21 protein-coding genes and 1 pseudogene are annotated in these 24929 nt (G+C 66.4%); 13 read left to right on the forward strand and 9 right to left on the reverse strand.

Features of this window, described 5'->3' with window-relative positions; all coding sequences use genetic code 11:
• Nucleotides 1-95: 95 nt before the first annotated feature.
• Both NJ1_RS22130 and NJ1_RS39770 read left to right on the forward strand, forming a co-directional pair.
• On the forward strand, nt 96-974 hold the full coding sequence (locus NJ1_RS22130; RefSeq protein ID WP_067697465.1) for an SPFH domain-containing protein: 879 nt from the start codon (nt 96-98) through the stop codon (nt 972-974).
• Nucleotides 974-1138, forward strand: coding sequence for a type II toxin-antitoxin system antitoxin (locus tag NJ1_RS39770; protein WP_169813180.1), 165 nt, complete (start codon nt 974-976; stop codon nt 1136-1138). Before NJ1_RS22130 ends, NJ1_RS39770 begins: the two co-directional genes overlap by 1 nt.
• Before the next feature lie 33 nt (nt 1139-1171).
• Here the strand turns inward: NJ1_RS39770 and NJ1_RS22135 are convergent, their stop codons facing one another.
• On the reverse strand, nt 1172-2047 hold the full coding sequence (locus NJ1_RS22135; RefSeq protein ID WP_067697467.1) for a class I SAM-dependent methyltransferase: 876 nt from the start codon (nt 2045-2047) through the stop codon (nt 1172-1174).
• A gap of 296 nt (nt 2048-2343) precedes the next feature.
• Here NJ1_RS22135 and rpsA point away from each other — a divergent pair, with 296 nt between their 5' ends.
• Nucleotides 2344-3825 carry a 30S ribosomal protein S1 gene (rpsA, locus tag NJ1_RS22140; protein WP_067697687.1) on the forward strand — a complete coding sequence of 494 codons (1482 nt, stop codon included), beginning with the start codon at nt 2344-2346 and terminating at the stop codon, nt 3823-3825.
• Nucleotides 3826-4063: 238 nt separating this feature from the next.
• Entirely contained in the window at nt 4064-5593 is a 1530-nt protein-coding gene (locus NJ1_RS22145) for a phospholipase C (protein WP_067697469.1), read from the forward strand.
• Between the two features lie 100 nt (nt 5594-5693).
• Here NJ1_RS22145 and NJ1_RS22150 read toward each other — a convergent pair whose 3' ends face one another.
• The gene (locus tag NJ1_RS22150; protein ID WP_067697471.1) at nt 5694-5906 is read right to left on the reverse strand and encodes a hypothetical protein; all 213 of its coding nucleotides are present in this window, start codon (nt 5904-5906) and stop codon (nt 5694-5696) included.
• Between the two features lie 289 nt (nt 5907-6195).
• Here NJ1_RS22150 and coaE point away from each other — a divergent pair.
• A pseudogene (coaE, locus tag NJ1_RS22155) lies at nt 6196-7158 on the forward strand (dephospho-CoA kinase); the annotation flags it as partial.
• Between the two features lie 3 nt (nt 7159-7161).
• Here the strand turns inward: coaE and NJ1_RS22160 are convergent.
• Nucleotides 7162-7692, reverse strand: a complete 531-nt coding sequence (locus NJ1_RS22160) for a ribonuclease FAU-1 family protein (protein WP_067697475.1) — start codon at nt 7690-7692, stop codon at nt 7162-7164.
• Between the two features lie 201 nt (nt 7693-7893).
• On the opposite strand from NJ1_RS22160, the gene NJ1_RS22165 reads away from it, so the two are divergent.
• Nucleotides 7894-8316, forward strand: a complete 423-nt coding sequence (locus tag NJ1_RS22165; protein ID WP_067697477.1) for a hypothetical protein — start codon at nt 7894-7896, stop codon at nt 8314-8316.
• A 132-nt stretch (nt 8317-8448) separates the two neighbouring features.
• Here the strand turns inward: NJ1_RS22165 and NJ1_RS22170 are convergent, their stop codons facing one another.
• Nucleotides 8449-8955, reverse strand: coding sequence for a ribonuclease FAU-1 family protein (locus NJ1_RS22170; protein ID WP_067697689.1), 507 nt, complete (start codon nt 8953-8955; stop codon nt 8449-8451).
• Nucleotides 8956-9434: 479 nt separating this feature from the next.
• Between NJ1_RS22170 and uvrB the strand changes: the two genes are divergently transcribed.
• Both uvrB and NJ1_RS40865 read left to right on the forward strand, forming a co-directional pair.
• Nucleotides 9435-11600, forward strand: coding sequence for an excinuclease ABC subunit UvrB (gene uvrB / locus NJ1_RS22175; RefSeq protein WP_067697479.1), 2166 nt, complete (start codon nt 9435-9437; stop codon nt 11598-11600).
• 220 nt (nt 11601-11820) lie between these two features.
• Complete coding sequence (locus tag NJ1_RS40865; protein WP_084478610.1) at nt 11821-13005, forward strand: ATP-grasp domain-containing protein; 1185 nt, start codon at nt 11821-11823, stop codon at nt 13003-13005.
• 38 nt (nt 13006-13043) lie between these two features.
• Here NJ1_RS40865 and NJ1_RS22185 read toward each other — a convergent pair whose 3' ends face one another.
• Nucleotides 13044-13514 carry a VOC family protein gene (locus tag NJ1_RS22185; RefSeq protein WP_067697691.1) on the reverse strand — a complete coding sequence of 157 codons (471 nt, stop codon included), beginning with the start codon at nt 13512-13514 and terminating at the stop codon, nt 13044-13046.
• 55 nt (nt 13515-13569) lie between these two features.
• On the opposite strand from NJ1_RS22185, the gene NJ1_RS22190 reads away from it, so the two are divergent.
• From NJ1_RS22190 to NJ1_RS22200, 3 genes are all read left to right on the forward strand, one after another.
• On the forward strand, nt 13570-14436 hold the full coding sequence (locus NJ1_RS22190) for an AraC family transcriptional regulator (RefSeq protein WP_067697481.1): 867 nt from the start codon (nt 13570-13572) through the stop codon (nt 14434-14436).
• 92 nt (nt 14437-14528) lie between these two features.
• Nucleotides 14529-14945, forward strand: coding sequence for a DoxX family protein (locus NJ1_RS22195; RefSeq protein WP_067697693.1), 417 nt, complete (start codon nt 14529-14531; stop codon nt 14943-14945).
• Nucleotides 14946-15413: 468 nt separating this feature from the next.
• Nucleotides 15414-15866: a universal stress protein gene (locus tag NJ1_RS22200; RefSeq protein ID WP_067697695.1), complete on the forward strand. Its 453-nt coding sequence runs from the start codon at nt 15414-15416 to the stop codon at nt 15864-15866.
• A gap of 86 nt (nt 15867-15952) precedes the next feature.
• Here NJ1_RS22200 and NJ1_RS22205 read toward each other — a convergent pair whose 3' ends face one another.
• Together NJ1_RS22205 and NJ1_RS22210 are read right to left on the reverse strand one after the other, a co-directional pair.
• Nucleotides 15953-18274 carry a HelD family protein gene (locus NJ1_RS22205; RefSeq protein ID WP_067697697.1) on the reverse strand — a complete coding sequence of 774 codons (2322 nt, stop codon included), beginning with the start codon at nt 18272-18274 and terminating at the stop codon, nt 15953-15955.
• Nucleotides 18275-18474: 200 nt separating this feature from the next.
• Nucleotides 18475-19809: a diguanylate cyclase domain-containing protein gene (locus NJ1_RS22210; protein ID WP_157574154.1), complete on the reverse strand. Its 1335-nt coding sequence runs from the start codon at nt 19807-19809 to the stop codon at nt 18475-18477.
• 227 nt (nt 19810-20036) lie between these two features.
• On the opposite strand from NJ1_RS22210, the gene NJ1_RS22215 reads away from it, so the two are divergent.
• The gene (locus NJ1_RS22215; protein WP_067697485.1) at nt 20037-21179 is read left to right on the forward strand and encodes a beta-ketoacyl synthase N-terminal-like domain-containing protein; all 1143 of its coding nucleotides are present in this window, start codon (nt 20037-20039) and stop codon (nt 21177-21179) included.
• 78 nt (nt 21180-21257) lie between these two features.
• On the opposite strand, the gene NJ1_RS22220 is transcribed toward NJ1_RS22215, so the two are convergent.
• Nucleotides 21258-22988 carry a sensor histidine kinase gene (locus tag NJ1_RS22220; RefSeq protein WP_067697487.1) on the reverse strand — a complete coding sequence of 577 codons (1731 nt, stop codon included), beginning with the start codon at nt 22986-22988 and terminating at the stop codon, nt 21258-21260.
• A gap of 73 nt (nt 22989-23061) precedes the next feature.
• The gene (locus tag NJ1_RS22225) at nt 23062-23709 is read right to left on the reverse strand and encodes a response regulator (protein ID WP_067697699.1); all 648 of its coding nucleotides are present in this window, start codon (nt 23707-23709) and stop codon (nt 23062-23064) included.
• 330 nt (nt 23710-24039) lie between these two features.
• Between NJ1_RS22225 and NJ1_RS22230 the strand changes: the two genes are divergently transcribed.
• Entirely contained in the window at nt 24040-24852 is an 813-nt protein-coding gene (locus tag NJ1_RS22230; protein WP_067697489.1) for a sigma 54 modulation/S30EA ribosomal C-terminal domain-containing protein, read from the forward strand.
• Nucleotides 24853-24929 lie beyond the last annotated feature (77 nt).

Here is a 24929-nt window from a genome sequence, read left to right on the forward strand (position 1 = left end):
CTGGGACGGCGCGCCGGGGGCCGGGAACAAATCGCTTGGCGACGCCGGTTCGGCGCGCTATCGTCGTGATATCACTTCGATACTAGGAGAGTGTCATGGAGTTGCGGCGGGCCTTCCGGCTCAATGGATTTCTCATGTTGGGTGTGCTGCTGGTTCTGATCGCGTTGTCCGTGGCCGCCATCGCGGCCATCGGCGGTGCGCAGAGCGATGACAAGGCGTCACCGGTGGGCGTGGTCCTGCTGGTTGTGGCGATTCTGGCCGCCGTCGTGGTGCTGACCGGATTCATCGTGGTGAACCCGAATCAGGCCAAGGTGGTGCAGTTCTTCGGTAACTACATCGGCTCGGTGAACGAGGCGGGCTTCCACTGGATCGTCCCGTTCAGCAGCCGGCGCGGAATCTCGTTGCGGGTGCGCAACTTCGAGACCCAGAAGCTGAAGGTCAACGACTCGGACGGCAACCCGGTCGAGATCGCCGCGGTGGTCGTCTACCAGGTGGTCGACAGCTACAAGTCCGCTTTCGCCGTGGACGACTACGAGGGTTTCGTGCAGACCCAGGCCGAGACCGCGGTCCGGCACCTGGCCACCACACACCCCTACCAGTCCGATGACGCGGACGGCGTCAGCCTGCGCAACGGCAGCGAGATCGCCAGTGAGCTCACCGTCGAACTGAGTGAACGCACGGCACTGGCCGGTATCGAGATCATCGAGGCGCGCATCACGCACCTCGCCTACGCACCGGAGATCGCCCAGGCCATGCTGGTGCGCCAGCAGGCGGCACAGGTGGTCGCCGCCCGCACCCGTATCGTCGAGGGCGCGGTCGGCATGGTCGGCCTGGCCCTGGATCGGCTCGCCGAGCAGGGCATGGTCGAACTCGACGAGGAGCGCAAGGCGACGATGGTGTCGAACCTGCTGGTGGTGCTGTGCGGTGACCGCGCGGTCCAGCCCATCGTGAACACCGGCTCCCTGTACGCCTGATGTCAGCGGCCAAACGTGAACCGAAAAGGGTGCTGCTGCGCCTGGATCCGGGCGTCCACGACGCCATCGCCAAATGGGCGGCGGACGACCTGCGCAGCATCAACGCCCAGATCGAATACGCGCTGAGGCTGGCACTGAAACAGGCTGGTCGAGAACCGAAGTAGAAGGGCCCGGCTCTCGGGTGCCGTGTTCAGGCTTCAGGCTTCCGGCTTCTCCGTGACGAAAATGGCTGTGCCGGGGAAGATTTCGCCGCGCAGGGGGCTCCACTGCCCCCATTCGCGGTCCAGCCACTCCGGCCAGTCGGGTTCGATGATGTCGGTCAGGATCAGGCCCGCGCCGACGATCTCGCGGACTCGGTCGCCGATGGTGCGGTGATGCTCCACATAGGTCGGCTCGCCCTCGGCGTCCAACTCCACGTACGGGGTGCGGTCGAAATAGGGGATGGTCGCGCGCAGGCCCTCGGGACCGGGATCGTCGGGGAAGATCCACCGCATCGGATGGTTCACCGAGAACACCCACCGGCCGCCGGGCTTCAACACGCGCGCCACCTCCGACATCACCCGCGCGGAATCGGCCACGAACGGCACGCCGCCGAAGGCCGAGCAGGCGTGATCGAAACTCGCGTCGCCGAAGGGCAACTCCTCCGCACCCGCCTGCACCAGCGGCACGCGCGGTCCGCCGGCGGCCATCGCGGCCACGCCGCGCTCGAGCATCTGCCGCGAGATGTCGAGTCCGACCGGATGGGCGCCGTGCGAGGCCAACCAGCGCGAACACGGCGCGGACCCGCAGCCGATCTCCAGAATTCGCTTGTCCGTGACGTCGCCGAGCAGGTGCCAGTCGCCCTCGTGCAGCCCCTCGGGGCACCACACGAACTCCCCGGCGGGGGAGTCCACTCCCAGGAAGTCGGCGTGGGTGTCGTGATAGGCGGCGGCGTCGGCATCCCACCAGCGACGGCTGGCGCGCTGGCTCGATGCCGAATCGACCTTGGTCCGAGCAACTCCCGCGGTTCCGAGCAGGGCTTCGGCCTCGGCATGTCGAGTATCATCGGCAAGGGCGGGGTGATCTTCGGGCATCCGGTAACCCTATATACCCGCGACCGGGGGCCCGTGTTTGCTTGGTACAACGCATGTCGCGTACGCTGTTTCCGCGAGTGTCTTCTGTACTCGGTTTCGCGTAAGCCGTGTAGAGCAGACAGTCGTGCTGTGAATCCGCATGCTGTCTTTGGAAGTTACAGCAGGGCAGCGTTGTGCTCCGTCGCAGCGATGTACTGCTGCATGACCAACGTTAGTTCCATCGCTGTGTGTTCGCAGCAATACCGAAAGTCCACATGTCCACTACCGACCACAATCCGTCCGGAGCCTCCCAACACATGCCCACAACCGTGACCTCGCCGCAGGTAGCCATCAATGACATTGGCTCCGCCGAGGACTTCCTCGCCGCTATCGACAAGACGATCAAGTACTTCAACGACGGCGATATCGTCGAAGGCACCATCGTCAAGGTCGACCGTGACGAGGTTCTTCTCGACATCGGTTACAAGACCGAAGGCGTCATCCCCTCCCGCGAACTCTCCATCAAGCACGATGTCGACCCGTCCGAGGTCGTTTCCGTGGGCGATGAGGTCGAGGCCCTCGTTCTCACCAAGGAGGACAAAGAAGGCCGTCTGATCCTGTCGAAGAAGCGGGCTCAGTACGAGCGTGCGTGGGGCACCATCGAGGAGCTCAAGGAGAAGGACGAGGCCGTCAAGGGCACCGTCATCGAGGTCGTCAAGGGCGGCCTGATCCTCGACATCGGTCTGCGCGGCTTCCTCCCGGCATCGCTGGTCGAGATGCGCCGTGTCCGCGATCTGCAGCCGTACGTCGGCAAGGAGATCGAGGCCAAGATCATCGAGCTCGACAAGAACCGCAACAACGTGGTCCTGTCGCGTCGTGCGTGGCTCGAGCAGACCCAGTCCGAGGTGCGCTCCGAGTTCCTGCACCAGCTGCAGAAGGGCCAGGTCCGCAAGGGCGTCGTGTCCTCCATCGTCAACTTCGGTGCCTTCGTGGACCTGGGTGGCGTCGACGGCCTGGTGCACGTCTCCGAGCTGTCCTGGAAGCACATCGATCACCCGTCCGAGGTTGTCGAGGTCGGCAACGAGGTCACCGTCGAGGTTCTCGACGTCGACCTGGACCGCGAGCGCGTCTCCCTGTCGCTCAAGGCGACCCAGGAAGACCCGTGGCGTCAGTTCGCCCGGACCCACGCGATCGGACAGATCGTCCCGGGCAAGGTCACCAAGCTGGTTCCCTTCGGTGCCTTCGTGCGCGTCGAAGAGGGCATCGAGGGCCTGGTGCACATCTCCGAGCTGGCCGAGCGCCACGTCGAGGTCCCGGACCAGGTTGTCGCCGTCGGCGACGATGCCATGGTCAAGGTCATCGACATCGACCTCGAGCGTCGTCGTATCTCGCTGAGCCTCAAGCAGGCCAACGAGGATTACGTCGCCGAGTTCGACCCGTCGAAGTACGGCATGGCCGACAGCTACGACGACCAGGGCAACTACATCTTCCCCGAGGGCTTCGACTCCGAGACCAACGAATGGCTCGAGGGTTCGGACAAGGTCCGGGAAGAGTGGGAAGGCCGGTACGCCGAGGCCGAGCGTCGCCACAAGATGCACACCGCTCAGATGGAGAAGATGGCGGCTGACGCCGCCGCTGAGGCCGCCAACGGCGGACCGCAGAACTACTCCTCCGAGTCCGGTGCGCAGGCCGCGACCGCGTCGTCGTCCTCCTCGTCGTCTTCGGAGTCGACCGGCGGTTCGCTCGCGAGCGATGCGCAGCTCGCCGCTCTGCGCGAGAAGCTGTCGGGCAACGCCTGATTCGCATCTCGGTCGATGAGCGTCACCACGCTGTAAGCGACTGACGAAAGGCCCCCGAGTCCACCCGGACTCGGGGGCCTTTCGCATATCCGGATCAGCCGCGCGGGTGAGATCGGCTACGGATGCCGGACATGTCCGATTCCTGACCGGCGCGTCGATCATCGGTATGCGAGAGTGTCCGTGGGCCATCGCGATTCGGCCCGCAAACTCTTCGCTACATTGAAAGGCGCTGTTGGGCATGGGCGTTTTCGCCGGTATGAACAGACGTGATTTTCTGGCGAAAGCGATGGCCGCCGGCGGAGTGGGCGCCATGGCCGCGTGGGCCAACCCGATCATCGAGCGGGCGTACGCCGCGGATCCCGCGGGCATGGGCGGGCTCGGGGACATCGAGCACTTCGTCCTGCTCATGCAGGAGAACCGATCCTTCGACCACTACTTCGGAACCCTGTCCGGCGTACGGGGTTTCGACGATCCGTCACCGGCATGGCAGCAGTACGGCTACGCGCCGGGAATCGGACCGACCCCGGACGGGTTCATCAATCCGTTCCGGCTCGACACCGAACTCGGTGCGACGCTCGACGGCGAATGCATCAACGATCCGGACCACACCTGGGCCGGTATGCACCGGGCGTGGAACAACGGCGCGAACGACGGCTGGATGCCGATGTCCATCGCATCGGTCGGCGCGGCCAACGGTCCCGCGGCCATGGGGTACTACACGCGCGCCGACATTCCGGTGCACCACGATCTGGCCGACGCGTTCACCCTGTGCGACAACTACCACTGTTCGGTGCTGGGTCCCACCGATCCCAACCGGCTCTACTGGATGTCGGCGACCATCGACCCGGACGGTCTCAACGGCGGCCCGCTGCTCGAGACCCCGACATTGATTCCGCAGAACGCCTACAGCTGGCGGACCATGCCGGAGAACCTCTCCGATGCCGGGGTCAGCTGGAAGATCTACAACAATCGCGATCTGGGTCCGGTGTCCTCGGTGATCCTGGACGGGATGCTGGGCTGCTTCAAGCAGGCCGCCGATCCGAATTCCGAACTGGCGCGCCGTGGAAAGGCTCCGGTCTATCCGGCCGATTTCGCCGCCGACGTGGCCGCGGACCAGCTGCCCGCGGTGTCCTGGGTGATCCCGCCGCTGTTCAACTGCGAGCATCCGGCTCTGCCACCGGCGCTCGGCGCCGTCGGCATCATGCAGGTGCTCGACATCCTCACCTCGAATCCGAAGGTGTGGGAGAAGACCGCGCTGATCATCAGTTACGACGAGAACGGCGGTTTCTTCGACCACGTGACGCCGCCGACCCCGCCGCCCGGAACGCCCGGTGAATACCTGACCGTTCCCCTGAACCGCGCCGCGAAGTCCGAAGGCATCGCCGGACCTGTCGGTCTGGGGTACCGCGTGCCCTGCCTGGTGATCTCGCCCTACAGCCGCGGCGGTCTGGTGGCGTCGGAGACCTTCGACCACACCTCGCAGCTGCGGTTGCTCGAACGCCGTTTCGGGGTGGACGTGCCGAACCTCAGCGCCTGGCGGCGCCGGACGACCGGTGACATGACCTCGGCCTTCGACTTCGCCTCGGGTCCGGATGCGGCGAAACCCGCCTTCGCCCCGGCGAATCGGAAGGTCGACGCGGCGCTGGCGCAGTGTGGGCCGAACGTCGCGCTGGGTACCGCGAACGTCGGCACGCCGTATCCGGTGCCGCCCAACTCCATGCCCACACAGGAACCGGGTACGCGGCGACGCCCCAGCGGGATCGTCTGAGGTATCGAAAGGTGTTGCGCCGGGGCTGATCCGGAGAAATGGCCCCGGGCACGACGACGGCCCGGTTCCTGACGGAACTGGGCCGCGGTGGCACGGGTTGTCAGCCGGCTGTTGCCGGAACCCACTTGGCGGTGGCCACCGCGGTTCGTTTTCGCATGGCGGCGAAGCTGTGGCGAGCCGGATTCAGAATGGTGGAGAGCCACGAGCGACGGTGCTCGGCGAGCGCTGCCGCGACCGAGGGGATCTGGGTGCAGTGCATCGTGCCCGGCAGTCCCAAACGGTGGCGACCCGTCTGGATGTTTCTGGTGCCCAATGATATTCCTTCTCTGCGGATTTACCGGCCTTCGATCGCCTCCGGCGAACCTTAGCCGAACGAAAGTGTGCGACACCGTACATTGCGCGACATTCGCCCCGGCGTGTCGGAATGTTACCGACAAACGGTCCGGATTCAGAAAATATGTTGCGAGTTGGTCTCGCGGATATCACGAAATGAACAAACCGAGCGCCTGCTTGTGAAATTGCCCCCGCGAGTGGGTAATCCGACTTTTCGGCTGTTGAGGGCCGGTTTCGGTCGGTCCACCGCAGGATGCAAGACTGGACGAATGTTGCGTATCGGTCTCACTGGCGGCATGGGTGCGGGCAAATCGACCGTGGCCCGGATATTCATCGAACGTGGTGCGGTGCTGGTGGATAGCGACGCCATCGCCCGCGAGGTGGTCGCGCCCGGAACCGAGGGTCTGGCCGCGCTGGCCGCCGCGTTCGGCGAGGAGATTCTCGCCCCCGACGGCAGCCTGGATCGTCCGGCGCTGGCCGCCAAGGCCTTCGCCAGTGACGAGGCCCGGGCCACGCTCAACGGCATCACCCATCCGCTGGTCGGCAAGCGCAGCGCCGAACTCATCGCCGGCGCGCCCGCCGACGGCATTGTCGTGCAGGACATTCCGCTACTGGTCGAGAACGGGTTGGCCCCGTTCATGAATCTGGTGGTCATCGTGGACGCCGCCCAGGAGACCCGGGTCCGGCGCCTGGTCGAGTTCCGGGGCATCGACGAGGCCGATGCCCGCTCGCGGATCGCCGCGCAGGCCACCGACGCTCAGCGCCGCGCCGTGGCCGATGTGCTGCTGGACAACAACGGTCCCAGCGGCGCGATCGACGCCGAGGTCTACCGGCTCTGGGACGAGCGGGTGATCCCGTTCGAGCACAACCTGCGCACCCGCACTCCGGCCGGGCGTCCGAAACCGACAGTGGTGGAGGCGAATCCGGACTGGCCCGTGCAGGCACAGCGGATCATCGCCCGGCTGGCGGTGGCCTGTGCCGCCGACGCACGGCGTATCGAGCACGTCGGGCCCACCTCGGTGCCGGGCAAGCCCGCCGCCGATGTGCTCGATATCCGCATCACGGTCGCGGACACCCGGGTGGCCGACGCACTGCGGGACCGCTTGGCGGACATCGGATTTCCGGCGGCCGGTGCGGATGCCGCCGTTGGCGTCGATCTCGTCGAGGGGGAGCGGCTGCACGCGAACACCGATCCGGGCCGCCCGGCGAACGTGATCGTCACACCGGGGCAGTAGTCACTTCCACTTCCAGGTGAGGGTGATGCCGTGCGAGGCCATCCAGGCCTCGAGGCTGTGCCCGTGCGCGGCGATGCCGTCGATGGTGGCGGTGGAGGTCTCGATGGCCCGCTGTGCCTCGCCGAGATCGAGGTATCCGGCGGCGTGGGCCGCGAGCAGCTCATCCACGTCCAGCAGTTCGACCTCGCGTCCGGTGCGCACCACCAGATCCAGGTAGTGATCGACCGACTTCCACTTCTTCGGACCGACCTGCGCGTATTCGCCGATGTCGACGTAGTAGTCCTGATCGCGCAGGTGTGCCGGGGTGAATTGGAAGACCGTCACGCGAATGGACAGGCTGGGCAGTAGCCAGGATTCGATGTAGTGGAACTCCGGGTGATCGGACGTTCTGGCCATGTAGAGCCCCCAGGGCTCCACCCGGTACTGCTCGACCTGCCGGACGAAACCCTTGGGGTCGATATTGGTGAGGTCGTCGACGTTGAAGTACTCGACCTTGGGTCGGTGCAGATCCACCGCGGACGCCTGAGTCATGGGTATCAGCATCGCTTCTCGGACGGCGGCCGTCCAGGGGAACGGGGTGACGAGTCGCCCACAGATAGCGGGCCGGGGACGGTTGGTGCTGCGGTTTTCCGGCTCTGATTTCACGAAAACACAATGTGAAGTACTCATGTTTCGCTACTGTGCGGCTACCCATCGATGGGGGTGGGTAGCAGAGCAAAGGGAAGTACCTGCATGAACGTACAGAAGGCCCGCTTCCGCCGGGTCGGTATGGGCCTCACGACCTTCGGCGCGATGGCCGCGGCCATGGTGCTGGCCGCGCCCTCGGCCTCGGCCTGGGTCGGCGACCTCGCGATCTCCGGCAGTGACCAGCAGGTCGGCTGCAGCTACACGCTGACCGCCTCGGTCGAGGTCGACCGGATCTCCACCGTGAAGTTCACCGACAACGGCGCGGACATTCCGGGTAGCCCGGTCTCGCCCTCGCTGCTGAGCAACAAGGTCACGATCAAGTGGACCCCGAAGACCGCGGGGTCGCACAAGATCGAGGCCCGTCAGATCCTGATCAGTGATTCGATCACCGTGCAGGTGAAGGAGGCTGGTGGCCTCGGCAGCGCGAGCTGCGGCTTGGGCGGCCTGATTCCGAGCGGGTCCGGCTAGTCGGAGGGCGGACCAGCCCGAATCGAAAGCCGCGCGGTTCGAACATGCGTCGAACCGGGCGGCTTTCCCCTTTCCTGTCGAGGAAGGGGTCGGTTCCGCCGAAGCCGGCTGTCCGGGGCTACCTGCCGGGCGCTACAACCAGCTCAGCGCGACGCCCTTGCCGGCCAGCCAGCTGTCCACGTTATGGCCGCACCCGGCGATGCCGTCGACCACCGCGGCCGCGCGTTCGATGGCCCGGTGGGTCTGTCCGGTGTCGAAGTACCCGGCGGCGTGGGCGGCGAGCAGCTGGTCGATGCCGAGCAGCTCGGGGACCTGACCGGGGCGGGCCACCACATGCAGGTAGTGCCCCTGGGCCCGCCACTTCTTCGGCCCGACCGGTCCGTACTCGCCGATGTCGAGGTAGTACGTCTGCCCGCGATCGTGGCCGGGCCGCAGGTGATAGACCGTCACCCGCAGCGAGAGCTCCGGCAGCAGCCAGGATTCGATGTAGTGGAAGCGCGGGTTGTCCACGATCCGCTCCACGTACAGACCCCACGGCTCGGCGTGCAGATGCTCCACCTGATGTAGGTACCCGTGGTAGTCGGTCCAGGACAGTTCGGCCAGATTGAAGAATTCGAGCCTGGGTCGATGCGCGCTCACCGGAGGCGCACCGCGCAACGTTCGGTTCGGGTGTGCACCGTTGGTGGAATTCCGCTGTGGCATTTGCAGACCGGTCATCGCCCTGCCTCTTCTCGAATCGTGCGACCAGCCAGATCAGGTTACACCTGGACCCTGGGAATCGGACCCGCTGTGCGCGAGGGGATTTCGCGGACCCGTGCCCGTCGCAATTCCGAAGCCCTTTGCAGGAAGGGATAATTCGGGCATCGATTCCATTCGTCGAGTATTGCGAAGGTATTCGAAAAGTAAACACTTCCGCGCCGTGGGTAAAGGCAGTCACAGACTTGCCGTCCGGCGCGCGCGTTCGGCCCGGCGGCGAGATCGTGCCGCGCGCTCGTAAACCTCGAATCCGCTGTCCGGAGAGTGATGGATGTCACGGTCGTGACGGCGCGGCGCGGTCGGAGCGCCGGTCGGTGGCGGGCGGGCTGACTCTGTCGGTGGTACGTCCTAGGCTGGTGGGCATGGCTTTCGCAACCGAGGTCCCGGAGGATCTGCCGCTCGCGCATTCGGAGTTCCGCCCCATCGGCGAGATCGAGCGCATCGAGGGCCGGTTCGAGGTGGTCAGCGAGCACAAACCCGCCGGTGACCAGCCTGCCGCCATCGCGGAGCTGGAGCGCCGGCTCAACGCCGGCGAGCGGGACGTGGTGCTGCTCGGTGCGACCGGCACCGGTAAGTCCGCCACCACGGCCTGGCTCATCGAGAAGGTGCAGCGCCCCACCCTGGTGATGGCGCCGAACAAGACCCTCGCCGCGCAGCTGGCCAACGAGTTGCGCGAGATGCTGCCGCACAACGCGGTCGAGTACTTCGTCTCGTACTACGACTACTACCAGCCCGAGGCATACATCGCGCAGACCGATACCTATATCGAGAAGGACAGCTCGGTCAACGACGACGTCGAGCGGCTGCGGCACTCGGCCACCTCGAGCCTGCTCTCGCGGCGCGATGTGGTGGTGGTCGCGTCGGTGTCCTGCATCTACGGCCTGGGCACTCCGCAGTCGTATCTCGATCGCTCGGTCATGCTGGAGGTCGGCGGCGAGATCGACCGCGATCGGCTGCTGCGGCTCCTGGTCGATGTGCAGTACACCCGCAACGACATGTCCTTCACCCGCGGCAGTTTCCGCGTGCGCGGGGACACGGTCGAAATCATTCCGTCCTATGAGGAATTGGCGATCCGCATCGAATTCTTCGGTGACGAGGTCGAGGCCCTCTATTATCTGCACCCGCTCACCGGTGATGTGGTGCGGCAGGTGGAAATGGTGCGCATTTTCCCGGCGACGCATTATGTCGCCGGCCCCGAACGCATGGAACGCGCGGTCGGTGATATCGAAATCGAACTCGAACAGCGTTTGGCGGAATTGGAGAAGCAGGGGAAATTGCTGGAGGCGCAACGCCTTCGGATGCGCACCCAATACGACCTCGAGATGATCAAACAGGTCGGCTTCTGCTCGGGTATCGAGAATTACTCCCGCCATATCGACGGCCGGCCCGGCGGCTCCGCTCCCGCGACCCTGATCGACTACTTCCCCGAGGACTTCCTGCTCGTCATCGACGAGTCGCACGCCACCGTGCCGCAGATCGGCAGCATGTACGAGGGCGATATGTCGCGCAAGCGGAATCTGGTGGAGTTCGGCTTCCGGCTGCCCTCGGCGGTGGACAATCGTCCGCTCACCTGGGAGGAGTTCTCCGAGCGCATCGGGCAGACGGTGTACCTCTCCGCCACGCCCGGAAAGTACGAATTGGGCCAGAGCGGCGGCGAATTCGTCGAGCAGGTCATTCGCCCGACCGGTCTGGTGGACCCCAAGGTCGTGGTGAAGCCGACCAAGGGCCAGATCGACGATCTGGTGCACGAGATCCGCCAGCGCGCCGAACGCGACGAGCGCGTCCTGGTCACCACACTGACCAAGAAGATGTCCGAGGATCTCACCGACTATCTGCTCGGGCTCGGCGTGCGGGTGCGCTACCTGCATTCGGAGATCGACACGCTGCGCCGCGTGGAGCTGCTGCGGCAGCTGCGCCTGGGCGAATACGACGTCCTGATCGGCATCAACCTGCTGCGCGAGGGTCTCGATCTGCCCGAGGTCTCGCTCGTCGCGATTCTCGACGCCGACAAGGAGGGGTTCCTGCGCAGCAGCACCAGCCTCATCCAGACAATCGGCCGCGCCGCGCGAAATGTCTCGGGTGAGGTCCACATGTACGCGGACAAGATCACCGACTCCATGCGGCACGCCATCGACGAGACCGATCGTCGCCGGGCGAAACAGGTCGCCTACAACGAGGAGCGCGGTATCGACCCGATGCCGCTGCGCAAGAAGATCGCCGACATCCTCGATCAGGTCTACCGCGAGGCCGAGGATTCCGAGGTCGAGATCGGCGGCTCGGGCCGCAATTCCAGTCGCGGTCGTCGTGCGCAGGGTGAGCCGGGCCGCGCGGTGAGCGCGGGCGTCTACGAGGGCCGTGACGTCAAATCCATGCCGCGCGCGGAATTGGCGGATCTTGTCAAAGACATGACCGCGCAGATGATGAACGCCGCGCGCGAGCTGCAGTTCGAGCTCGCGGGCCGGCTCCGCGACGAGATCGCCGACCTGAAGAAGGAGCTGCGCGGCATGGATGCCGCTGGGCTGCAATGACATTCGGATTCACCGACCCCCGGCGGCATTGCCGGGGGTTTTCGGCGTGTCCGATTTCGACACGCTGTGATTTCGCGCGCTGAGCGTTCGCAGGAAATGCCGCCGTGATCCGGAGGGGTTACGATCCGCTTCGACACTCGATTGCGCTAGCCGGTGACCGGACTTCCGGGAACATCGGCGATCTCGACATGCTCTTGATCTCCTGGTTCCTGGGTTCGCCATGGTTCCGGCTCGGCCGCCTGATGATGAGAGGAGCGTTGCGATAGCGCTTCGAATTTGGCTGAGCAGTGCCGGGGTGGCCACCACCCAGGTGATGCAGTTGCTACGAAAGAACCCCGACGGTGTCGATGTCAGTATCTACGCCAGCAATGTGGACCCCGATGCGCCGGCGCTCTCGGCCTGCGATGTGGCGGCGGTCGAACCCCGGCATGTGGGCAACGACGCCTACGCCGAGTTCGCCCTGGACTTCTGTCGTCGCAATCGAATCGACGTGCTGATCCCACCGCGTCGGCTGACCGCGCTGGCCGGGCGAGCCGCCGAATTCGCCGCGATCGGCACCAGCCTGATGTGTTCGCCGCTGTCCGCGGTGACGGTGCTCACCAGCAAGACTCGTACATATGAATTGGCAAGTGCCGCAGGGCTTCCGGTGCCGCCGTGGCGTGCGGTCTCCGATGCGGCCGGGCTGCGTGCCGCGGTCGGCGAATTGTCGCTGACCGACGAGCGGCTCTGCATCAAGCCCACCGGGGAGTACTCGGCCTTCGGCTTCCGGATTCTGCAGGACCGGCCGCTGAGCGTCGATGATCTGCTGGCTCCGCCGCTGCCGGTCGCCTCCCTCGACGCGGTGGCGGGTGCGCTGGATCGGGTCGTGGAGCAGGGCGGCGTCGCTCCGGAACTGATCGTCATGCCGTTCCTGGAGGGGCCGGAGATCAGTGTCGACTGTCTGTCGGCTCCCGGTGGTGACCTGCTGGTCGGGGTTCCACGATCCAAACAGGGTCGCTATCGACTGCTGCTGGACGATCCCGTGATCATCGATCTCGCCGCACGCCTGGTCGAGCATTTCGAACTCGCCTATCTGACGAATGTGCAGTTCCGTCATCGCCACGGCGAACCGGTGCTGCTCGAGGCGAATCCGCGCCCGTCAGCGGGTTTGTTCCAGACGTCGTTCGCGGGGGTGAACCTACCGTGGGCGGCGGTAAGGCTTCTGCTGCAAGGGGATACGGGTTTGCGCGATGCGCCGCGCCTGGGCAGAACTCTGGCGGTGACGGAGGCCGTGATGGAGGTGGCCCCGCGCCCCATGGCGGAGGCCGCCGTTCGCGCGGAGTCCACTCTCGCGCCGATTATCACTGTGGGGGAAGAGGTTTCGCTTCCGGTGCCTTCGGTGACACCGGCGGCGATAGCCATCTGATGGGGATGCGCGGCCTCGACGGGCCGCGCATCGTTCCCTCAACTCTGCTGTGCCATCCACTCGTTCACGCGCCGCTCGGCCTCTTCTCTGGAGACGTCCTCGACCCGGGTCATGCAGACCCAGCGGTGCCCGAACGGATCGATGACGACGCCGTACCTGTCGCCCGTGACGAAGGTGGCCGGCTCCTCGGTCCGGCGGGCGCCGTGTTCGGCGCCCAGGGCGACGACCGCGTCCACATCGGGGCAGTAGTGCACGATGCTGACGTTCACGATCTCGCCGCTCGGGGCGCGCAGTCCGTGCTCGGGTGATTCCATGCCGGTCTGGATGGTGGAATCGCCGATCAGCAGCTCGGCGTGCGCGGGTTGTCCGTCGGGCAGGTCGTTGCGGCTGATGACCTTCGCGCCGAATACATTCGTGTAGAAGTCGATGGCCTTGTTGCCGTCGGTGACCGCCAGGAAGCAGGTGATGGAGTGGTAGTTCTCGGGGATCGGATTCACTGCGTTGCTCATGAGTACCACTCTCGCCGTCGCGACGCGGATGGTCTTGTAAGAATGCGACAGCGCCATGACCTCGTCTGATGGGTCTCGCCCGGCGCCGCCACCGGAGACCACCAAGGGGCTGCTGTATCCGCGGGAGCAGTTGCGCGCCAACAATCTCAGCCGGCTCGCGGCCGGTGCGGAGGTCAGCGGTTACGTCGAGTGGTACTGGACGGTCAAGTGGGATCGGCGCGGTATGCCGCCCTATTTCGCCGAGGTGCTGCCGTACCCCTCGGTCAATCTGACCTTCGAGTCCTGTCACGAGCGCACCGGAGGGTTCGTCACCGGCGTGTGGACCAGGAAGTACGTGCGCGAACTCGCCGGCCTGGGGGAGAGCTTCGGGGTGAAGTTCCTGGCGGGCGGCTTCGGCGCGTTCACGGGACTGGACGTGGGTTCGCTTCGTGACACCTCTGTCCCGATGAGCGCGGTCTTCCCGGAATCGGAGTTCCCCGAGGCCGCCGGACTGGTCGATGCCGTACTCGCCGAGACCGAGCCCGAACGCCGCCGCAGTCTGGTCGAGGACTTTCTCCGCGCGGCCGCGACCCATCGCGATCCGTCCGAGGACGCCGCCTACACGCAGGTGCTCGAGATCATCGCGGCCATGGAATCGGGCCGCGATTTGACCAGGGTCGACCAGGTCACAGAACTTTTCGAGATTCCGGTGCGGACCCTGCAGCGGCTGTTCCGGCGCTATGTCGGCGCGGGCCCGAAGTGGGTGTTGCGCCGCTACCGGCTGCAGGACGGCGCGCATCTGCTGGCCGAGGGGCGGACCTCGGACCTGGCGGCGCTGGCGCTCGAGCTCGGCTATTTCGATCAGGCGCACTTCTCCAGGGAGTTCGCGCAGGAGATCGGAATGGCTCCGCTGGAATACGCGCGAGGATCGCTAGGGTCCTGACCAGAGGCGGGAACAGGAATATCCTTATCGCTGATGAAGTTGGTTGCCGTGTCACCCAATGGCAATTGTTTCACTCGACGAAGGAGCTGGCCATGGATGTGCTGGTGTTGATCGGGCGGATCCTGTTCGTAGCGTTGTTCCTGAGTTCGGCCGTGGGTCACCTGACCCAGACCGAGGCGATGGCGCAGTACGCGCAGTTCAAGGGCGTTCCCGCGCCCAAGGCGGCGGTGTTCGCCTCGGGTCTGCTGCTGGCCGTGGGCGGGCTGAGCGTGCTGCTGGGCATCTGGGCGGATCTGGGCGCCCTGCTGCTGTTCGTGTTCCTGCTGCCGACCGCTTTCCTGATGCACGCGTTCTGGAAGGAGACCGATCCGCAGGCCAAGCAGACCGAGATGATCTCCTTCAACAAGGATCTGGCGCTGGCCGGTGCGGCGCTCATGCTGTTCGCGTTCTTCGCCTACGTCGGCGGCGACCTCGGATTGACCGTCACCGGGCCGCTTTTCAGCCTCTGACCCGAGTGGGGCCCGCGTTGGTATTGCGCGTCATCGAACGGCCGTCCGGAGAGGAGAACATGACCATCCTCAGCGTGATTCTCGGCTGGTTCTGGGCCGACTATCACTCGCCCTGAGGTCGAGGAGTCGCCGCGAAATCCCGCTCCGCTCGAACCGCCCGGTGCGGGTCGGGCGGGGCGGTTCGTTTTCTCGCAGAATCCCTGTTTGTGACCAAAATCCCAGGCGTACAACAGGGTTGGTGATTCTTGTGAAGCGTCACAATCGCTCGGGAATTTCGCTGGTGGTGGGGGTCCTTTCCGGCCCGTCAGGACAATGCGCCGCAGGTCCGGGGCGGCACGTAGGTGTGATGTGTTGCGATATCGAAAATTTCCGCCAGTTATGCCGCTATTGTCAGGCGATGTTGCCGCGCCGGTAACCGCATCGACGCGGTTCACGTCGCGGCCCTGACCCTTGTACTTGGAGGAGATAATGACCGCCTACCGGACGATCGTCGTCGGTACCGATGGCTCGGACTCGTCGTACGTCGCCGTCGAGCGGGCCGCAGCTCTGGCCGGCGACGAGGGCGCCACGCTGTACATCGCCTGTGCGTACTACCCGACCGACGACCGCGATGTCGCGGCCGCCGCGGATGTACTGAAGGACGAGGCCTACCAGGTCCGCGGCTCCGCCCCCACCAGCGAGATCCTGCGCGTGGCCCGAGACAAGGCCGCCGCCGCCGGCGCGGCCAACGTCGTGGAGAAGGCCGTGGTCGGCGAGCCCGTCGAATCCCTGCTCACCCTGGTCAAGGAAGTCGACGCCGACCTTCTGGTGATCGGTAACCGTGGCCTCAACACCCTCGCCGGACGCCTGCTCGGCTCGGTTCCGTCGGACGTTGCGCGCAAGTCGCGCAGCGATGTGCTGATCGTGCACACCGTACGGTAACCACACGAAACGAACGAAGTGGCCGTGCCCGAAAGGGCACGGCCACTTCTGTGTCCGGGTACTCGCGCTGTCCGGGGGTTCCGCGCTCAGCTCAGCCGGTGCAGGACCGCGGGCAGATCCCGCGTGTGCGCCACGGTCAGGCGCTGAGTGGAGCGGGTCAGGGCCACGTAGAGATCGTTGGCGCCGCGCGGGGATTCGGTGAGGATCCGGTGCGGTTCGACCAGGATGACGGCGTCGAATTCCAGGCCCTTGACCTCGTGCACGGTGAGCACGCGCGCCGAATCACCGGTCGGGTGCGACAGTTCCGCGACCAGATCGTGCGGGACGATGACCGCGGTGGTGCCCGGATGGGTGGCCTCCTCGGCGACCAGGCGGCCCACCTCCGCGGCCAGTTCCGGCTCGGGCACGCGCACGGCGCGGGGTGCGAAACCCGAATCGCGGACCGAGCGCGGAATCACCGCGCCCGGGTCGATCTCGGCCAGCACGTCGCCCGCGATCGCCATGATCTCCGCGGGGGTGCGGTAGTTGACGGTCAGCTCGGTGAGCTTCCAGCGCTTGGCCACATAGGGCTCGAGCACCTGCTGCCAGGAGGACGCACCGGCCGGGTCGCCGGTCTGCGCCACATCGCCGACGGCGGTGATCCAGCGATTCGGGATGCGCCGCATGACCATTCGCCACGCCATCTCCGAAAGTTCCTGCGCCTCATCGACGATGACGTGACCGTAGGTCCAGGTGCGGTCACCCGCGGCGCGTTCGGCGGTGGTCTGACTGGTGCGAACCTGCTGGCGTTCGGCCAGCTGGCCGGCGTCGATCAGGTCGTAGGCCATCAGCAGTTCCGGATCGAGCTCGTCCTCGAGATCCTGTGGCGCGGAACCGGTCAGGATGTCCAGCGCGTCCTGGGCCTCGGCGAGCTGGGCGCGCCAGCGGCGGCGGGCGCGCTCGCGCTCCTCGGTGTCGTCCACGCCGAGCAACTCGGCCAGCTCGTCCAGCAGCGGCGCGTCGGCGTCGCTGCACTCGCCGTTGTCGGGGCGATGCAGTTCGGCGCGATCGGCCTCGCTGAGATGGCTTGCGGCACTGGCCAATCGCTTCGGATCGGCCCACAGTCCGGCGAGTACGTCCTGCGGGGTCAGAATCGGCCAGAGCACGGCGATGGCACGCTGGATATCGGCATCCGCACGCATCTCGTCGCGGATCTCGGTGAGATCGGTCTGGCTCAACAGGTTTCGCCCGCCCAGCGGATTGCCGCCGATGATCAGTGCCAGCTGTTCGGTGAGCGCGTCCACCACCGCGGCCGCGAAGATGGGCCGGGCCAGATTGTGCGGGCGTCGCGAGGAGCGGGCTCGTCCACGCGCCCGCGACACGATCTTGCGATCCAGCAGCAGATCGTGGCCGTCGAAGTGCAGCCGGACCGGATCCGAGGGCACGTCCTGCCAGTCACGCACCGCTTTCTTGAGCACATCGAGGATCTCGAGCGAACCCTTGAGTTCGCCCGCCCGGAGCGAATCCTCCAGGGTGGCTTGCACTCCCGGGTACAGATTGCCGATCGTGGACAGCAGCACGCCGGTCTCACCCAGCGAGGGCAACACCTGGCCGATGTAGTCCAGGAAGGTGCTGTTCGGTCCGATGATCAGCACGCCGGCCTTGTCCAGCTGCTTGCGATAGGTGTACAGCAGGAACGCCGCGCGGTGCAGCGCCACCGCGGTCTTGCCGGTGCCGGGTCCGCCCTGCACCACGAGCACGCTCTTGTGCTCGGACCGGATGATCGCGTCCTGCTCGCTCTGGATGGTCTCGACGATGTCGTTCATGTGGCCGGTGCGGGCGGCATTGAGCGCGGCCAGCAGGGCGCTCTCGCTGCCCACACCGCCGTCGCTGCCGAACACACCGTCGCGGCGGGCGGCCTCGAGGCTCAGGTACTCGTCGTTGAGCGAGGTGACCTTGCGATTGCGTGAGCGAATGTGCCGCCGCCGGGTCACACCGTCGGGCGCGGCGGTGGTGGCGAGGTAGAAGGGCCGCGCCATCGGCGCGCGCCAATCCAGCAGCAGGGTCTCGTAATCGCCGGTCTCGTCGAGGATGCCGATGCGGCCGATGTAGCGGACCTCGGCCTCGCCGGAATCTGCCGCCGCATCGCCGTTGGTGGCCGCATTACCGTTGGTCGCCGCGTCGCCGTCGGCGCCGGGGGAGGAGTCGGCGTTCTCGAGATCGATCCGCCCGAAGCACAGACCATGTTCGGCGGCATCGTATTTCGACAGATCCTCGGAGTAGAGCTGCGAGAACGATTCCCGTTCGGTGCGGGCCTGCGGGGTGCCACCGGTCTCCAGCAGTACGGTGCGAAGCCGGCGTTGGGCGTATTCGCGCATTCCGTCGAGACGCTCGTACAGCACGTCCAGGTGCTGCTGTTCCCGCTCCATGTCCGCGGTGGCGGCATCGGTGGTGTTCGATGCGCCGTCGTCCGATGCGGACGCGCGACGTTCCTCGGTCAAATCTGGCAAAGCGGAACTCCTTGTCACCACATCGGCCGCCCGGGCGCAACGTGCGAAGCATCGAGAACAGAGTTGTCGAGTCTAGTTCGCGTTCGACGGGTGCGCCGTACCGGCAGGTAGGTGACCGGTCACGAGGCGTGGGTGCTGTCGCTGCGGCGGCTCAGCACGCCGTTCTGATGACCGGTCGGCTTGGCTCGGTACATGGCCAGGTCGGCGTCGTGCAGCACGGCCTCGGGGCTGCGGCCGTCGCCCCTGTGCAGGGGTGTGATGCCGATGGAGGCGTCGACCTGGATGCGATGACCGCGCGCGATGATCGGCTCGGCCATGGTCTGGCGCAGCCGGGCGACCAGAGCCTCGAGATCCTCGCCCAGGGTGCGCCCGGACAGCAGCACCAGGAATTCGTCGCCGCCGATCCGGCCCACGATGTCGTCCGCGCGCAGGCCGCGCTGCAAACGCTGCGCCACGATCTGCAGCACGGTGTCGCCGATCGCGTGCCCGAGCGTGTCGTTGATGGCCTTGAACCCGTCCAGGTCGATGAACAGCACGGTCGAGACCGGCAGGGTCTCGGTGGTGCCCAGCGCTCCCGCGAGCCGGGACAGCACGAGCGCCCGATTGGCCAGGCCGGTCAGCGGATCGTGGGTGGCCTGGTATTCCAATTGCCTTCTGCTGGCCCGGAACTCGGTGATGTCGTTGAACGAGGACACGGCCGGGGAGTTGGGGTCCTCGGGATTGAGCAGGCGACTCGAGGCCGAGAGCCAGCGACGCTGCCCGTCGGGCCGGTCGACGCCGAAGACGAAGCGGGTCACCGTTTCTCCGGTCGCGAGCGTGCGGATCACCGGGTACCAGGAGGTCGGCATCGGTTGCGCGTTGGCGTCCAACAGGGTCAGCGGCAGATCGTCGATCTTGGTGCCCTCGAGATCGTCGGCGTCGTAGCCGAAGATTCGCCGGGCGGCCGGATTGGCCGATTCGATCCGGCCTTCCCGGTCGATGACCACCACGCCCTCCTCGAGCTGGGTCACCACCGTGGTGAAGAACTGCTCCGCGCGCCGCTGTGCGGCCTCGGCGCGGCGCTGCTCGGTCAGATCGTGCACGACCACCTGGTACGCGATCTGCCCGTGCCAGGTGGTGAGCACCGAGACGGTCTCGCAGTCGACCGCGGTGCCGTCGCGGCGCAGCAGGGTCAGAGTGGCGGGCTCGGACGCGGTTCCGGCGCTGCTGAGACGGCGAATGCGGTCCAGCATCTCCGGTATGTCACGCGGTTCCACGAAATCGGCGACGGGGTGCCCGATGATGTCCTCCGCGCAGTCGCCACCGAGCAACCGGATCATCGCCGGGTTGGCGTACACGATGAGACCTCGCTCGTGTACCACCACCCCGTCAGGGCTGTACTCCACGAGCGAGCGGTACCGCTGGGCCAGTTGTTCGGCATCGGTCGGGGCAGTTGCCCGATCGTTACCAACCACCTCAAGCACCCCCTGATCGTCGTTGGAACACGTCGGTCGAGCACGGCACTATTGTGGGGCTTGGCTAGGTTGCTGGGTCACCACGCCAACCACTATTGGATCACTCACAGTCCCGCACAGCATCGGCCTGTCATTCGCGATAGTTACAGGCACCGGCTCTGAAGGGAGCGACGCAAATGCCTGGCACCACCCCCATCATGAATACCGCAGAACAGCACCAAGATCATATGACGATTGCCGGTATCGGTGCCGTCACCGGGTACGGCTGGGGTCGCGAAGCCCTCTGGGAGGGTTTGCTGAGCGGCAAGCCCGCAGCCCGGCTGTATCCAGGGTACGGGCAAAACCGTGATCGACACGGGTGGGTTGCCCGCGTGCCGGACGGCGGTGACGGGAATCTCGGCCCGAGCCGCTACGTCCGAGCGGTGCAGGAATCGGTGCGCGAGGCCGTCGCCGACGCCACCGAACGCGGCTGGCGTCCCGGTCGCACGGTCGGCGTCCTGCACGCCATCGTGCTGGGAAATGTGTACGAGATGCGGGATTTCTACGTCGAGGACCACGGACACCAGCGGGCCCGGGACTACCTGCGACTATTACCGTCCACCCCGATCTCCATGATCACCCAGGAGTTCGGGTTCCACGGCCCGGCGATGAACGTGACGGCCGCCTGCTCCTCGGCCAACGCCGCGCTGATCACCGCGCAACTGTGGCTGGCCCAGGGCATCGCCGACGATGTGGTGGTCGTGGCGACCGACCTGTCTGCCACTCCCGACATGGTCGAGCACTTCGAATCCCTGGGCGCGGCGATCACCGATGTCGATCCGCTCACCGCGTGCCGTCCGTTCCAAGCCGGCACGCGCGGATTCAGCTGGGGTGAGGCGTCCACGGCGTTCGTGGTCACCCGCGAGGCCGATCGCCCGTATCTCGCGATGCTCGGCGGGGCGATGTCCAACGACGGTTATCACGTGATCTCGCTGGAGCCCTCCTACGAGCACATCTTCGACTGCGTGCGCCGCGCTCTGGTCAATGCCGATGTGCGGCCGGAGGAAGTGGCCTATCTGAACTCGCACGGTTCGGGTACCCAGCAGTGCGATGATGCCGAAACCGCGCTGCTGCGAGAAATGTTCGACGACAAGCCGCTGGTCTGCGCAACCAAACCGCTCACCGGGCACTGTCAGGCGGCCTCGGCGGGCGTCGAGATCGCGGGCGTCGCGCTGGGATACGAGCGCAATGTGCTGATCTCGGCTCCGGTCGTCGCGGAAGCTCACGCCCGCCTGGTGGACGGGGTCGTCCCCGGCGGCAACGGCATCACCCTCAAGACCGCGCTGGGTATGGGCGGCAACAACTCCGCGGTGTTGCTCGGCCCGGTGTGATTCGGTTGATCGGCGGAATCGGTACCGCTGATTCGCGGTGCGGATGATGCGCGGATTCGGTGCCGGTCCGCCCTGCGCTCAGTGCAGGGGGACCGACCAGTTGAGTTTGGTTCCCTTGCCCTCGCCCGCCTGGTCACGGCGGGGGTAGACGGCCAGGCTGCCGCCGGACTCCTCGGCGCGGCGAGCGAGATTGGTCAGCCCGCTCGGCGTGATGTTGTCGGTGATACCGCAGCCGTTGTCCGCCACCACGATGGTCAGATCGTCCGCGACGCCGATATCGATGGTGATGGTGTCCGCCCCCGAATGCCGCACCGCGTTGCTGACCGCCTCGCGCACAACGGCTTCGGCGTGATCGGCCAGACCGGGCTCGACCACCGACAGCGGTCCGGTGACGTGCATGAGCGCGCGGATCTTGGTGTCGATGGTCTGCTGTTTGATCGCCTTCTCGATGCGCTGGCGCAGCCGGGTGCTGTGCCCGTTGCCCCCGTGCAGGTCGAAGATCGAGGTGCGGATCTCCTCCACCACATCCTGTAGATCGTTGATCGTGTCGGTGAGTCGCTGTTTCACCTCGGGCACCCGGGCGCGCGGCACCGTGCCCTGCAGGGACAGGCCGATGGCGAACAGACGCTGGATGACGTGATCGTGCAGATCGCGGGCGATGCGGTCGCGGTCGGTGAGGATGTCGAGTTCGCGCACGCGCCGCTGGGCCACCGCCAATTGCATGGCCAGCGCGGCCTGATCGGTGAAGGCGGCGATCAGTTCCACCAATTCGTCGCTGTACGGGGCGGATTCGGCGGGGCGCAGCGTGATCAGCACGCCCAGCGTGGAATCGGGGGTGTGCAGCGGGAGCACCAGCGCGGGCCCGATCCCCCCGATGGGCTTGCCCAGGTCGATGTGCCGGGCGTCGTCGAAGCGCAGCGGGGTGCGGGTGGTCAGCGCCTGCCCGACCGCGGTGCCGGTGGTGCGTACGACCGGATCACCGTCCAGCCCACCGAGTCCCGAGGACTGCACCACCACCAGTTCGGAATTGTCCTCGGGCGGGGTGTCGGGGTCGGTCACCACCGCGAGCAGCGCGAGATGCGAGGCGGTGAGCTCGCGCGCGTGCTCGACCACGGTGGCCAGCACCTGATTCGGATCGGTGTCGGCCAGGAATTCGGTCGCGATGTCGCGGGTGGCCTCGATCCACGCCTGCCGGGTGCGGGCCGACTCGTACAGCCGGGCGTTGTCCACGGCGATGCCGGCCGCGGCGGCCAGGGCCTGCAGCAGCACCTCGTCGTCCTCGGTGAACGGATGTCCGCCGGATTTCTCGGTGAGGTAGAGGTTTCCGAAGACCTCGCCGCGAATGCGCACCGGCACACCGAGGAAGGTGTGCATGGGCGGATGGTGTGGCGGGAAGCCGACCGCGTCGGGATGCCGGGTCAGGTCGTCGAGCCGGACCGGTTCGGGGCGGGCCAGCAGGAGCCCGAGCACGCCGTGGCCCTCGGGCAGATCGCCGATCAGGACGCGGGTCTGCTCGTCGATGCCGTGATAGATGAACTGGCTCAACTGTTCTTCGTGCCCGCGCACGCCCAGCGCGCCGTACCGCGCGTCGACCAAGCCGGTCGCGACCCGCACGATGGTGCGCAGAGTCTGATCGAGATCGAGGCCGGAGGTGACCGCGAGCATGGCCTCGACCAGTCCGTCGATGCGATCGCGCGCATCGATGATCTGCTCCACGCGGTCCTTGACCTCGGAGAGCAATTCGCGTAATCGCAACTGCGACAGCGTATCTCGCACCGAGGGTGGTCCGGCGCGGTGAGCGTCGTGCATATGTTCAGTCCTGCTGTCCGATGGTGCACACGGCCCTGCGGAGTCTACGCGGCGACTGGTTGCCGGAAGGTTGTCATGCCGAACGTGGCTGTCCCGTACGGAGTTTCGATGCCAGCACGGCGGCCTGCGTGCGCCGTTCCATGCCGAGTTTGGCCAGTAGTCGCGAGACGTAGTTCTTGACCGTCTTCTCGGCCAGGTACATGCGCTCGGCGATCTGCCGATTGGTCAGGCCCTCGCCCAGCAGATCCAGGAGTTTGCGTTCCTGATCGGTCAAACCCGCGAGCGGACCGTCGAATTCGGTGCTGCGCCGCAGTCTGGCCATCAGCGCCGCGGCGGCCCGGTTGTCCAGCAGCGAGCGCCCCGCCCCGACCTCCTTGATGGCCTTGGCCAGTTCCATGCCCTTGATGTCCTTGACCACATAGCCGCTGGCCCCGGCCAGGATGGCGTCCATCATGGCCTGCTCGTCGGTGTAGGAGGTGAGGATCAGGCAGCGCAGATCGTCCAGTTCGGCGAGTAGATCCCGGCACAGTTCGATGCCGTTGCCGTCGGGCAGGCGCACGTCGAGCACCGCCACATCGGGCCGCAGCGCGGGGATCAGCGACAGCGCCTCGGCGACGTCGCCGGCCTCGCCGACCACGTGCAGTTCCGGATCCTCTTCCAGCAGGTCGGTCAGTCCGCGGCGGACGATTTCATGGTCGTCCACCAGAAAGACGTTGATCACGGCGGCCTCCGAGTTCATCGGGCTACTGAGCGTGCGTCGGGTGTCCGGGCGCGGACGCGCGCCTGCCCGAGGTGACACAGCCCAACGTAACCCGCCCCGACCCGGGCCGATACGGGCAAAGGTCCTTTGTTTTGCCCGGTAGCGACCGTGTCTGTTTTGCCCGTTAGCGACCGTCTCGTGGCCTGGGCGTTATTTAGCGGAACAAATTCCCGAAAAGTGCCCCGGAGGGGACTTTCGGCACTGTCCCCACGGCAGCGCACCGTGATGCCATGTGTACGGGTTGCCGGTTCGGAGACCGGTTTGGGTCGAATTGAAGAAAGCGGGTCGACGATGGGCGCGTTCGATGTGTGGTCGAGTGGAGTGGATCCCGACTTCGTGGTGACCACGCAGGGGCCTGTCCCTCCCGCGGAGGTGACCCGTGTGGTGCGCGGATTGGGCAGAATCCTGCGCCGGCACGGCGTCGAAGGGCCGGTGCGGGCACGCCTGCACTGGCCCGACGACGAGGACGAGGCCACCCTGGTGCAGGCGAGCGTCCGGGCGCTGGGGAAGGCATTCCGGGTGCAGGTCGCGGGGCCGGGGAAATTCGCCTCCACCTTCGCGCTCGAGCGTCTGGACATGCGGTTGTCCTGCTCGCCGGACGAGCTGTCCCGGCCCTGGCCGGACCCCTCGCGCCCGAACCTGGCCGTGGTGACCGAGCCGCGACCCATCGTGCGCCGCAAGGATTGTCGGCTGCAGGTGATGACCTCGGTCGTCGCGGCGCAGGTGCTCGACGCCATGGATTACGACGCCCACCTGTTCGTCGATGCCGAGACCGGCACCGACGCGGTGGTGTGCTGGACCGGTCCGCTCGGCGTGCGCACGGTGCGCCGGCATCGGGATCCGGTGCCGACACTGCTGGACGACGAGGCCGGTGCGCGGCTGTGCCTGAGCGGATTGCCGTACCTGTTCTATACCGATCCCGATTCGCGGCGCGGGCGGTTGCTCTACCGCCGATTCGACGGAGATCTGTCGCTGGTGACCGCGCTCGGCGCGGAGGACCGGGCGCGCGAACGCGGTCTGCAACCGCGGGCGATCGCGACCTGTGTGCGTCGTCCGCTGTCGCCGGGCGGGAACGTGCAGGGGGCGGTCGAGCGGCTCGCCTGACTGGTATTTCCGCAGTACCGAGCGGTATTCCGGCCTATTCCGGAATCGCTTGTGACCAGCGTTGCAGCGCGCTCATC

The sequence above is a fragment of the Nocardia jejuensis NBRC 103114 genome (genome assembly GCF_001613145.1).
Lineage (GTDB): Bacteria > Actinomycetota > Actinomycetes > Mycobacteriales > Mycobacteriaceae > Nocardia > Nocardia jejuensis.